An 11,206-nucleotide genomic window follows, 5' to 3' on the forward strand; every position below is an offset into this window, starting at 1 on the left:
CCCCGCCGGGCCCGTCCCCCCGCCGGGCACGTCTAGCCCAGCTGCGGCAGCACCTCCGAGCCGAGCCGGGCGATGTTGTGCAGGGTCGCCTCCTGGTCGCCGCTGCCCTCGGCGAGCAGGGCGAAGCGCCGGATGCCGGTGCGTTCGGCGGTGGCCAGCAGCCGGTCGGCGCACTGCCGCGGGGTGCCCACCGCGTGCAGGTCGCAGAGCAGCTCGGTGTACTGGCGCGGATCGCGCATCTTGCGCTCGCGGCCGTCCACGGTGCGGTGGGCGCCGAGCCCGTACTCGAACCAGCCGGGCATCGCGTTCAGCAGCGTGGACCGGGCCGCCGCGGCGCGGTCGTCGACCTGGGCCACCCCGGCCGCGACGTGTTGTCGGCCGATCCGGCGCAGCTGCTCCTCGCCGCGCCCGGCGGCCAGCCAGGCGGTCCGGTACAGCTCCAGCATCCGCAGCTTGTCGTCGTCCCCGGAGTGCATGCCGAGCAGCATCGGCAGGCCGCGCTCGGCGGCCAGCCGCACCCCGCCCGGCGAGGTGCAGGCGACCACCACGGGCGGCCCGGCCACCGGCCGTCCGGAGGCGGTGAGCTCCTCGCCGAGGCCCTCGTCGTCCCGGCGCTGGCGCGGGAAGCGCACCGGGCCGGTCCGCCCGCCGAGGCCCAGCCAGCTGCTCAGGCCCGGCCGCCGCACCGGTTCGGTGGCCCGCGGCACCACGGCGACCTCGGGGAAGGCGAACTGCGGGCCGTCCGCGCCCACCCGGGAGCCGCGCAGCCAGCGCAGCAGCAGGTCCAGCCGCTCCGGGAAGCCCTTCTCGAAGGCGTCCACGCCGCCGCCGAACACGTCCAGGTCGATCCACGGCCCGCCGCGGCCCACCCCGAGCGTGAACCGTCCGCCGGAGGTGAGGTGCAGCAGCGCGGCCTGCTCGCCGAGCCCCACCGGGTGGCGGGTGGAGAGCACGCTGACCGCCGTGCCGACGCCGATCCGGCGGGTGCGGCCGAGCAGCATCGCGGCGAGCGTGGCGGCGTCCGGGCAGACCCCGTACGGCACGAAGTGGTGCTCGGCCAGCCAGACGCTGTCCAGCCCGGCGCGTTCGGCCTCGACGGCGGATTCGACGGTGCGCTCCAGCGCCTCGCCGTGGCTCTGCCCGGGGAACTGCGCGGACAGCAGGAACAGGCCGACCCGTACCGGACCGGTGGACGGCGGCAGCGCGCCCGCCCGCTGGGGCGCCGGCAGCGGCCGGCCCACGACGGCCGTGACCGGGGGGACGGACGTCAGCGTCGGACCGGGGGCGACCGGCCGGACCCCGACGGGCCCGCCGCTCTCGGCGCGGGCGCTGGTCTTGCTCATCGTTGGGCCTCCTCGGGTGCGCGCAGGGTCTGCGGGCCCCGCCTTCTCCCCTTGTGGGTATCCGATGTCATGTGCCAATGGCACGCGGAACTCCCGATTTCCCCGATGATCGGGTGGATCTCGGCAAAAACGCCGAAGTGCCGGACGGAGCCGTGGTAGTGGCCGTGCGGGGGGCCCGCCCGGCCGTAGGCTGGAACGATCCAGAGCCCAGGAGGAGAGGGAGTCCGCCGTGTCGCCGCGCCGCAACCGGATCAAGAGCGCCGCCCCGCACGAGAGCGCAGAGCCGACCGCCCCGGTCGGCGGTTCGCTGCGCCGCACCGAGAGCTACCAGGGCGAGGACTGGGTGGTTCAGACGGTCGCCGGGACGGCGGGACGGTTCTACCGCTGCCCGGGCTGCGACCAGGAGATCCCGCCGGGGGTGGGCCACGTGGTGGCCTGGCCGCAGTACGGCGCGGGAGTGGACGACCGGCGGCACTGGCACCGCGCCTGCTGGGGAGCGCGGGAGCGCCGGGCCTCCAACGTCCTGCGAGGCCGCGGCGCTCCGCGGTACTGACGGGTCCGGCCGGGTCTCGCTAGGCGTCGCGCTTCCTGAACACCAGCGCACCGCCGACCAGCGCCGCGGCCGTCCAGGCGAGGCAGATCAGGAAGCCGGTCCACGGCCCGTACGGCTGGCCGTGCTGCTCGTACACCAGCAGCATCCGCGAGCCCGCGTAGTCGGGGAAGTAGTGGGCCAGGGTCTTGACCTTCGGCACCGCCGAGAGGATCGGCGAGAGCAGGAAGAAGAACGGCACCAGCACGCCGAGCGCGAGCGTCTGGTTGTGCAGCATCGTGGTGACGCCGGCCGAGAACAGGCAGAGCATCGTCAGGTACAGCGCGGCCCCGAACACCGCCCGCAGCACGTTGGGCTCGCCGATCGTGGTGGAGTGCGTGCCGAGCAGCGACTGGCCGACGAAGAAGGTGACGAAGGCCGTCACCAGCGAGACCGCGAGGGCGAGGGCGCCGAGCACCGCCGCCTTGCCGGTGAGCAGGGTGGCGCGCTGCGGGACGGCGGCCAGGGTGACCCGGATCATGCCGCTGCTGTACTCGTTGCCGATCGCCAGCACCCCGAAGACGATGATCGCCAGCTCGCCGAGCATGATGCCGGAGAAGGACGTCCCGGTGGCGTCGAACGGGGACTGGTCGTCGCGGCGGAACTCGGTGAAGTTGTTGTTGGTGAGCAGGGACAGCAGCGCGCCGATGCCGACCGTGACGACGAAGGTCAGCGCGAGTGTCCAGACCGTCGAGCGGACGCTGCGGATCTTCGTCCACTCGGAGCGGAGGATCGCCGGGAAGGACGCCATCTCAGTTCTCCTCCTGCCGTGCGGTGGTGGTCGGCCGGGCGCCGTCCGCCTTCCAGCCGGCGCCCCACGCGGTGGGCGCGCCGGCCGCGTCCCGGCCCGGTCCGTCGCCCGCGTGGTACTCCACCGAGTCGGCCGTCATCTGCATGAAGGCCTCCTCCAGCGAGGCCTGCTGCGGGCTGAGCTCGTGCAGCACCACGCCGTGCCCGGCGAACAGCTCGCCGAGCCGCGCGATGTCCCCGTTGACCACCTCGTAGGAGCCGTCCGGGCCGGGCTCGGGCCGCAGGCCGGCCTCGGCCAGCACGTCGAGCAGCCGCTCGGGCTCCGGGGTGCGCAGCCGTACGGCGGAGCGGGAGTTGCGCCGGATGAACTCCGGCATCGGCAGGTCGGCGAGCAGCCGGCCGCGGCCGATGACCACCAGGTGGTCGGCGGTGACGGCCATCTCGCTCATCAGGTGGGAGGAGACGAAGACCGTCCGGCCCTCGGCGGCGAGGCGTTTCATCAGGTTGCGGATCCAGAGGATGCCCTCCGGGTCCAGGCCGTTGACCGGCTCGTCGAACATGACGATCTCCGGGTCGCCGAGCAGGGCGGAGGCGATGCCCAGGCGCTGGCCCATGCCGAGCGAGAAGCCGCGGGCCCGCTTGCGGGCGACCGGGGTGAGGCCGACCAGGGCGAGCACCTCGTCCACCCGGCGCACGGGGATGCGGTTGCTCTGGGCGAGCCAGAGCAGGTGGTCGCGGGCGGTGCGGCCGGGGTGGACGGCCTTGGCCTCCAGGAGCGCGCCGATGTACTTGAGCGGCTCGCTGAGCTGGCCGTACCGTCTGCCGTCGATGGTCACCCGGCCGGCGGTCGGGCGGTCGAGGTCGAGGATCATGCGCATGGTGGTGGACTTGCCGGCGCCGTTCGGGCCGAGGAAGCCGGTCACCACGCCCCGAGGGACCTGGAAGCTGAGCCGGTCCACCGCGAGCGTCCTGCCGTAACGTTTTGTCAGGTCGTGCAACTCGATCATTCGCGCTCCCTCACTTCCTTGCCAGGCTAGGACAAAGGGGGTATCGCGGCCCGCTGAGTGGGCCCGCCGGGCGTGCCGGAATAGGTTGGACGCATGACCCAGCTCCCCTCCGCAGTGTCGGTCCGCGAGAGCGGTACCGGAACACCACTCGTGCTGCTGCACGCCTTTCCGTTGAACGCCTCGATGTGGTCGTCCCAACTGGACACGCTGCCCGGCCTGACCGGGGACGAAGCGCGCGTGCTCGCCCCCGACCAGCGGGGGTTCGGCGGCACTGTGCTGGGCGCCGACGAGCCCTCGCTGGACCCGGTCGCGGACGACCTCGCGCTGCTGCTGGACGCGGCCGGGATCGAGCGCGCGGTGGTCGCCGGGCTCTCCATGGGCGGCTACGTGGCGCTGGCCTTCGCCCGCCGCCACCCCGACCGGCTGGCCGGCCTGCTGCTGGCCAACACCCGGGCCACCGCCGACACCGACGCGGTACGGGCCAACCGGGAGCGGATCGCCGCCGCCGTCACCGCGCGGGACAGCGTGCGGCTGCTGCTCGACGAGCAGGTCGCGGCCGGGCAGCTCGGGCCCGACTCGCAGCACCTGGTGGAGCGGGTGCAGACGATGGTCGCCGCCGCGCCGCCGGCCGCCGTCGCCTGGGCCCAGCGGGCCATGGCGGCCCGCCCGGACGCCCTGGACGTCCTGGCCGCCCTGCGGGTGCCGGTCTCCGTCGTGGCGGGCGCCCAGGACGCCCTGGTGGCGCCCGAGGAGGCCGAGCCGATGCTGCGGGCCCGGCCGGACGCCGAGCTGACCGTCCTGCCCGGGGTGGGCCACCTGAGCGCCCTGGAGGCGCCCGAGGCCTTCGACGCCGTCGTGCGCACCCTGCTCGCCCGGGTGGCCGCCGGATGAGCCAGGAGAGCCAGGACGCGGCGGCCTGGGACTTCTCCGCCCTGGAGGTGACCGGCCGGATGCCCGTGACCAACCGGGGCGAGGGGCTGGTCGAGCTCACCCTGGAACCGCTCGGCGAGGACTACTGGATGCGCCCGGGGGAGACCTTCATCGTCACCTCGTACGGCGACTACGGGCCCGGGCACCCCTTCGAGGTGCAGTACTGGCCGGACTCGGTGTCGGTCTGGTGCACCTCCTGGTTCGGCACCGTCTCCGACGACGAGGGCAACCAGCTCAGCAGCGGCTACCAGCGGCCGGACGGCGCCTACCCGAGGTGAGGGCCAGCGCCCGACCGGCCCGGGAGCGCCCGGCCCGCGCCCGCTCGGGACGGTGACGGCGCGAAAGCCGACAGGCCCTCACCCGGGCGGGTGAGGGCCTGCGGTGCTGCCGGGGCCTGCGTGCGTCAGCGCGACTGCTGGGCGGGCACGCCCAGGGTGTCGTCGGTCGGCAGCGAGGCGGCGGCCACGGCCGCGCCGGTCAGCGTCGCCAGCATCTCGCGGACGTTGGTCAGCTGGGCGTTGATGCTGTCGCGGCGGTTGGTGAGGGCCGCCAGCTCGCGCTCGGATTCGCTGCGGATGCGGTCCGCCTTGGCGTTGGCGTCGGCCACGATGTCCTCGGACTGGCGCTGGGCCGTCTCGACGGTCTGGCGGGCGCGGCGCTCGGCGTCGGTGCGCAGCTTCTCGGCCTCCAGGCGCAGCTGCTCGGCCCGGTGCTCGATCTCGGCCAGGCGCTTCTCGGCCTTGGCCTGACGGGCGGCCAGGTCCCGCTCGGACTGCTCGCGGCGCTTGGCCAGGTTGGTCTCGAACTCCAGCGCGGCCTGGGCGGCCTTGGTACGGGTGTCCTCGAAGAGGGCGTCCGCCTCCTCGCGCTTGTTCTGGGCGTCCTTGTTGGCCTCGGCGCGCAGCTGGGCGGCGTCGCTCTTGGACTTGTCGACGATCCGCATCCCCTCGTCCTCCGCCTTGGCCTTGCGGTCCTTGGCGTAGTTCTCGGCCTCGGAGCGGACCTGCTGGGCGGCGGCCTCGGCCAGCTCGCGGTGCTGCTCGGCGGCGCGGTGCGCCTCGTCGCGCAGGTCCTTGGCCTCCTCCTCGGCGAGTCGCAGGATCTTCTCGACCCGGGCGCCGAGACCGGCGTAGGAGGGCTCCTGCTCCACGACCGCCGCCTGGGCGGACTGGGTCTCCAGGTGGAGCTCCTCGATGCGCTTCTCCAGCGCACTGATCCGGGTCAAGGCACTGTCACGGTCGGCCACCAGCTTGGTGATCCGCTCGTCGACCTGGGCGCGCTCGTACCCACGGCGCACCAGGTCGAAGCCGTGAGGGGAGTGACTGTCGCTCATGGGGTTCTGGGCTTCCTGTCGTCAAACCGCTGAGGTGGTTGAGGGAATCCTGACACGGTACCGGAGTGTCGACGGCGATATGCCGTTCTCTCACGGACAATGACCGCCAATGTCCGCTCAATCGGGTGGTGCGCTCTTGGAGCGATTGCCACCCGACCGGGGGGAGCCAACTCCGGCACCGGCCTTGGCGCCCCCGTCCTTCTTGGTGCTGCTTCCCCCGTTGGCCTGGGCGACCGGCGCCGGCGCCTCGAACGCCTCCAGGGCGGACAGCACGTCCTGGACCCTGGAGATCTCGGTGTTGATGTCCTTGCGGCGGCGCACCAGTTCGTCCAGCTCGCGCCGGCCCTCGTCGGTGACCCGCTTCGCCTCGGCCGTCGCCTCGGCGAGCAGCCGCTCGGCCTCCGCCTTCGCCAGCTCGATCTGCTCGTCCGCGGCCTCGTCGGCGTCCCGCAGCCGCTTCTCCGCCTCGGTGGCGGCCCGGTCCAGCCGCTCCTCGGCCTCGCTCTCCGACGACCGCAGCTTCGCCTCGGCCTTCTCGATGAGCGACTCGGCGCGGTCCGTGGAGTTGGCGAGCTTGGTCTCCGCCTCCTTCAGCAGGCCTTCCGCCTTGCGGACGGCCGACAGCCGGACCTTGCTGGCCTCCGCGGACGCCTCCGAGGTCAGCTCGCTCGCGCGCTCCTCGGCCGCCGCGACCAGCGCCGCCGCGCGGTCCTCGGCCTCGGCGACGGTGGCCACCGCCTGCTCCTCGGCCTCGGTCAGCTGCTCCTGGGCGGCCGTCACCAGCGCGTCCACCCGCTCGCCGGCCGACTTCATGGCCGCCGCGTTCTCCTTGCGGGCGCGCTCGTGCAGGGCCTCGACCTCGGCGTCGGTGCGCTCGCGCAGCTCCTCGGCGCGCTCGCGGATCGCCGTCGCGTCCCGGCGGGCCTCGGCGAGCAGGGCGTCCGCGTCGGAACGGCCCTTCTCGACCTCGGCCTGGCCGGCCGCCTCGCCGGCGGCGACCAGCCGGCCGGCCTCCTTGCGGGCGGCGGCGACCATCGCGTCCGCCTGCTCCTCCGCGGCGGCGGTGGTCGCCAGCGCGGTGGTCTGGGCGTCCTCGCCGAGCGCCTCGGCGTCCGCGAAGGCCTTCTCCAGGACGGACTTGGCGTGCTCGCGGGTGGCCCTGTCGAACTGCTCGGCGGCCTCCCGGGTCTTGGCGTCGTAGTCGTCGGCGCGGGAGTGGGTGGCGGAGTCGTACTCGTCGGCCAGGGTGCGGGTGGCGAGGGCGTACTCCTCGGCCTCGGCCCGCAGACCGGCGGCCAGCTCCTCGGCGTCGGCGATGCCGCGGGCACCCTGGGCCTCGGCCTCGGCCACCGTCCGGGCGGCCTGCGCCCCGGCGTCGGCGCGCAGTTGCTCGGCGGCCTCCTGGGCGGCGCGCAGCTCGGCCTCGGCGTCCGCGCGGAGCTGCTCGTCGTAGGCCAGGGCCTCGGCGCGCTGCCGGCCGAGCTCGTTCTCGGTGGCCTCCCGCTCGGCGGCCAGCTCCAGCTCGGTCTGCTCGCGCAGGGCGATGGTCTCGGCCTCGGTACGGGCCCGCAGGTCGGCGGTCTCGCGGTCGACGAGCTCGCGCTGCTCGGCGCTCTCGCGCTCCACCAGGCTGCGCAGCTCGGCGGCGTACGCGTCGGCGGACTCCCGCTGCTCGGTGGTCTCCCGCTCGGCGAGGACGCGCAGCTCGGTGGCGTCCTGCTCGGCGGCCTCGCGGACCTCGGCGGCCTCCTGCGCGGCGGCGGCCCTGAGCGCGGCGATCTGCTCGGCGGCGGCCTCGTGCATGCCCGCCACCGCCTGGCGGACCTCGGCGGCCTCCTCCTCGGCGACGGCCACCAGCTCGGCGCCCTCGGCCTTGGCGGCGGAGATCAGCTCGGCGCGGTCGGCCTTGGCCTGCTCCAGCTCGGCGGTGGCCTCGGCCCGGATGCCGTCGGCGGTGGCGCGGGCCTCGGACAGCTCGCGGCCGGCCTCGGCCCGGACGGTCGAGGCCTGCTCGTTGGCCAGGGCCAGTTCGGCGGCGGCCTTCTCGCGGGTGGCCTTGGCGTCCTTGGCGGCCTCGGCGCGGCGCTGCTCGGCGGTGGCCTCGGCGCGCTCCAGCGCCTCCTCGGCAGCGGTGCGCTGCTCGTCGGCGTAGGCGTCGGCCTGCTCGCGGACGTCGGTGGCGTAGGCGTCGGCGGCGGTGCGCTGCTCGTCGGCGTAGGCGTCGGCCTGCTCGCGGACCTGGGCCGCGTGCTGCTCGGCCGCCTCGCGGACCTCGGTGGAGTGCTGGTCGGCCGCCTCGCGGACCTCGGCGGTCTCGGCCGCGGTGCGCTTGGTGAGGTCGGTGGCGTGCTGTTCGGCCTCGGTGCGGACGCGGTCGGCGTAGGCCTCGGCGGTCTCGCGCTGCTGGGTGGTCTCCTGCTGGGCCAGGGCCCGCAGTTCCGCGGCGGCCTGCTCGGCCTCCGTCCGGGTCTGCGCGGCGTAGGTGTCGGCGGTGGTGCGCTGCGCGTCGGCGTAGGCGTCGGCCTGCTCGCGGACCTCGGCGACGTACTGGTCGGCCGCGGTGCGGACCTCGGCGGTCTCGGCCGCGGTGCGTTCGGTGAGGTCGGTGGCGTGCTGTTCGGCCTCGGTGCGGACGCGGTCGGCGTAGGCCTCGGCGGTTTCGCGCTGCTGGGTGGTCTCCTGCTGGGCCAGGGCCCGCAGTTCCGCGGCGGCCTGCTCGGCCTGTTCGCGGGCGGTCTCGGCGGCGTCCAGGTGCTCGGAGGTCTCCTCGCGCTCGCGCCGCAGCCCCTCGGCCGCCTCCTCCCGCTCGCGCCGGCTCTCCTCGCGCAGCGCGTCGGCGGCGGCCGCGGCCTCGGCCCGGGCCCGGGCGGCCTCGGCGTCGGCCTCCGTGCGCACCCGCTCGGCGTCGGCCACCGCGGCGTCCCGGACGGAGGCCGCCTCGGCCTGCGCCTCGGTGGTCAGGGCCTGTGCCGCGGCGGTCGCCCCGGCGCGCACCTGCTGGTCGAACTCGGTTGCCTCGCGCCGGAGTTCGGCGGTCTCGCGCTCGGCCGCGGCCCGGTTCTCGGCGGCCGCGGCCTTGGCGGCGGCGAGCGCGTCCTGGCCCTGCTGCTCGGCCGCCTCGGTGATCTTCCCGGCCTCGGCGCGGGCCCGGGTCAGGGTCTGCTCGGCCCGGCCCTGGGTCTCGGCGGCCTGCTCCTGGGCCTGCTCGCGCAGCCGCTCGATCTCCCCGGCGGCACCCGCGCGCAGCTCGTCCGCGTCGGCCTTGGCCTTGCTGAGCAGTTCCTCGGCGTTCTTCGCCGACTCCTCGATCTGGACCACGGCCTGGCGGCGGGCCTCGCCGCGCACCCGGTCGGCCTCGGCGGCGGCCTGGGCGCGCAGTTCCTCGGCCTCGGCCCGCAGCCGGGCCGCCTCGTCCTGCATCTGCTCGATCCGCTCGCGGATCGCGGCGGCGTCGTCCAGAGCGGCGTTCTGGGCCTGCTCGACGGCGGCCTGGGCCTGCTCGCGCAGCCGCTGCGCCTCGGCGGCGGCCTCCGCGCGGATCCGCTCGGCCTCGGCGGCGGCCTCGCCGCGGACGTTCTCGGCGTCCTGGTCGGCCCGGCCGAGCACCTCCTCGGCGGTCTTGGCGGCCTTGGCGAGGTGGACGGTGGCGTCCTTGGCGCCGGCCGCCCGGCCCGCCTCCTCGGCCTCGCCGCGCAGCCGCTGGGCGTCGGCCTCGGCCTGGGCCCGCAGCTCGGCGACGTCCCGTTCGGCCTGGGCCCGCAGTTCGGCGATCGCCGCCTCGGCCTCGGTCTTCAGCTCGGTGGCCACCGACTCGGCGGTGGCCCGCAGCCGCTCGCTCTCCTCCGCCGCGGCGGCCTTGGCGGCGTCGGCCTCGGCCTGCTTGGTGGCGGCCTCGGCGCGGACGGCCTCGGCCTCGGCGCGGATCGCCGAAGCCTCCTTGGTGGCCTGGGCGACCATCCGGGCCACCTCGGCCCGGGCGGTCTGCGAGCGCTGCTCGTTCGCGGCCTCGCCGTCGGCGACCCTGCGTTCGGCGGCGGCCTCGGCGTCGGCCTGGAGCTGTTCGGCGGCCTGCTCGGCCTGGGCGCGCAGCTCGGTGACCTCGTAACGGGTGCGCTCCGCCTCGGCGATCACCTCGGCGCGCAGCCGCTCTATCTCGGCCTTGGCCGCGGCGAGCTGCTGCTCGGCCCGGGCCTGCTCGGCGGCGGCCTGCGCCTTGAGCCGGCCGATCTCGGCCTGGGCACCGGCCAGCTGGCCCTCGGCGGCGGCGTGTGCGGCGGCCAGCTGCTGCTGGGCCTCGCCCCGGGCGGCGTCCACGTCGGCGGCGGCCTGGGCGCCGGCCTGCTGGGCCTGCTCGGAGGCGGCGCGCAGCAGGCGCTCGGCGTCGTTCTGGGCCCGCTGCAGGGCGGCCTCGGCGGCGGCCTGGGCCTCACCGCGGGCGGCGTCCACGTCGGCGGCGGTCCGGGCGCGGGCGTGATCGGAGAGGGCGACGGCCTCCGCACGGGCGGCGGCGACCATCCGCTCGGCCTCGGCGCGGGCCTCCTGGAGCAGCCGCTGGGCCTCCTGCTCGGAGCCGGCCCGGGTCTGCTCGGCCCAGCCGTTGACGTGCTGCTCGGCGGAGCGGCGCAGTTCGGTGAGCTCGTCCTCCAGCTGGCGGCGGCGAGCGGCCAGGTCGGCCTCCAGCCGGGCGGTGCGCTCGGCGGCCTCGGCCATGATCCGCTGGGTGGCGGCCTGGGAGTCGCGCAGTTGGCGCTCGGCGTCGGCGCGCAGCTGCTGGGCCTGCATCTCGGCGGTGCGGAGCATCTGCTCGGCCTGGCCGGAGACGGCGTCGAAGGCGCGCGGCTGGGCGAGCATGCGGCGGGACTCGTGCAGTTTCGCCCGCAGTACCTCCACCTGGTAGGCGAGGTCCTCGGCATGCTCGACTGCCTTGTCCCGCTCCTTCCGAGTCCGACCCATCTCGGCCTCGAACTGGGAGAGGTGATCGTCAGCCTCGTAGCGGTCGTTGCCCCGCACTCCGCGGTCCCATCCATCTCCTGGTCGCGTCCTCGACCGGGCCGGGGCCGGGCTCCGGTATCCCGGGCGCCGGTCCGACTGGTCCTTGCATCCGCAGCCGGTGGACGGCTCCCCGCCATGTCGGGGCCGCCCGCCGCGGTCGTCGGAGTCTCAACCCGCGGCTCGTCTACTGCTCGATCACCGGCTTCGGCCCCGGCAAGGGCGCCGAACTGCCCGGCTACGACCTGCTGGTGCAGGCCGTCGG

General features: G+C 75.4%; 9 protein-coding genes. 4 read left to right on the forward strand and 5 right to left on the reverse strand.

All coding sequences use genetic code 11. The features are described from left to right. Window positions 1-32: 32 nt before the first annotated feature. Entirely contained in the window at window positions 33-1,343 is a 1,311-nt protein-coding gene (locus tag ACIQOV_RS09505; RefSeq protein WP_401046761.1) for an LLM class flavin-dependent oxidoreductase, read from the reverse strand. A 229-nt stretch (window positions 1,344-1,572) separates the two neighbouring features. Between ACIQOV_RS09505 and ACIQOV_RS09510 the strand changes: the two genes are divergently transcribed. Further along, the gene (locus ACIQOV_RS09510) at window positions 1,573-1,896 is read left to right on the forward strand and encodes an ATP/GTP-binding protein (protein ID WP_359899933.1); all 324 of its coding nucleotides are present in this window, start codon (window positions 1,573-1,575) and stop codon (window positions 1,894-1,896) included. A 19-nt stretch (window positions 1,897-1,915) separates the two neighbouring features. Here the strand turns inward: ACIQOV_RS09510 and ACIQOV_RS09515 are convergent, their stop codons facing one another. Together ACIQOV_RS09515 and ACIQOV_RS09520 are read right to left on the reverse strand one after the other, a co-directional pair. Further along, window positions 1,916-2,683, reverse strand: a complete 768-nt coding sequence (locus tag ACIQOV_RS09515; RefSeq protein WP_401046763.1) for an ABC transporter permease subunit — start codon at window positions 2,681-2,683, stop codon at window positions 1,916-1,918. Between the two features lies 1 nt (window position 2,684). Next, window positions 2,685-3,689, reverse strand: a complete 1,005-nt coding sequence (locus tag ACIQOV_RS09520) for an ABC transporter ATP-binding protein (protein WP_401046765.1) — start codon at window positions 3,687-3,689, stop codon at window positions 2,685-2,687. 93 nt (window positions 3,690-3,782) lie between these two features. On the opposite strand from ACIQOV_RS09520, the gene ACIQOV_RS09525 reads away from it, so the two are divergent. Further along, the gene (locus tag ACIQOV_RS09525) at window positions 3,783-4,580 is read left to right on the forward strand and encodes an alpha/beta fold hydrolase (protein WP_401046768.1); all 798 of its coding nucleotides are present in this window, start codon (window positions 3,783-3,785) and stop codon (window positions 4,578-4,580) included. Next, window positions 4,577-4,897, forward strand: a complete 321-nt coding sequence (locus ACIQOV_RS09530; protein ID WP_224283203.1) for a hypothetical protein — start codon at window positions 4,577-4,579, stop codon at window positions 4,895-4,897. Before ACIQOV_RS09525 ends, ACIQOV_RS09530 begins: the two co-directional genes overlap by 4 nt. A gap of 125 nt (window positions 4,898-5,022) precedes the next feature. Here the strand turns inward: ACIQOV_RS09530 and ACIQOV_RS09535 are convergent, their stop codons facing one another. Then, a complete protein-coding gene (locus tag ACIQOV_RS09535) occupies window positions 5,023-5,952 on the reverse strand; it encodes a cellulose-binding protein (protein WP_359899925.1) in 930 nt (309 codons plus the stop codon). A 117-nt stretch (window positions 5,953-6,069) separates the two neighbouring features. After that, window positions 6,070-10,962 (reverse strand): hypothetical protein, encoded by a 4,893-nt coding sequence (locus ACIQOV_RS09540; RefSeq protein ID WP_401046773.1) that lies wholly within the window; start codon window positions 10,960-10,962, stop codon window positions 6,070-6,072. An 89-nt stretch (window positions 10,963-11,051) separates the two neighbouring features. On the opposite strand from ACIQOV_RS09540, the gene ACIQOV_RS09545 reads away from it, so the two are divergent. Further along, window positions 11,052-11,206, forward strand: a 155-nt coding sequence (locus ACIQOV_RS09545) for a CoA transferase (protein WP_401046776.1), incomplete at its 3' end; no start/stop codon positions are given.

Source organism: Kitasatospora sp. NPDC091257, from assembly GCF_044757675.1.
Taxonomy (GTDB): domain Bacteria; phylum Actinomycetota; class Actinomycetes; order Streptomycetales; family Streptomycetaceae; genus Kitasatospora; species Kitasatospora lactacystinica.

What these genes read in the sequence shown, in the direction of transcription:
- ACIQOV_RS09505 (WP_401046761.1), bottom strand. Translation starts at nt 1,343, where the DNA reads ATGAGCAAGACCAGCGCCCGCGCCGAGAGCGGCGGGCCCGTCGGGGTC.
- ACIQOV_RS09520 (WP_401046765.1), bottom strand. Translation starts at nt 3,689, where the DNA reads ATGATCGAGTTGCACGACCTGACAAAACGTTACGGCAGGACGCTCGCG.
- ACIQOV_RS09535 (WP_359899925.1), bottom strand. Translation starts at nt 5,952, where the DNA reads ATGAGCGACAGTCACTCCCCTCACGGCTTCGACCTGGTGCGCCGTGGG.
- ACIQOV_RS09515 (WP_401046763.1), bottom strand. Translation starts at nt 2,683, where the DNA reads ATGGCGTCCTTCCCGGCGATCCTCCGCTCCGAGTGGACGAAGATCCGC.
- ACIQOV_RS09530 (WP_224283203.1), top strand. Translation starts at nt 4,577, where the DNA reads ATGAGCCAGGAGAGCCAGGACGCGGCGGCCTGGGACTTCTCCGCCCTG.
- ACIQOV_RS09525 (WP_401046768.1), top strand. Translation starts at nt 3,783, where the DNA reads ATGACCCAGCTCCCCTCCGCAGTGTCGGTCCGCGAGAGCGGTACCGGA.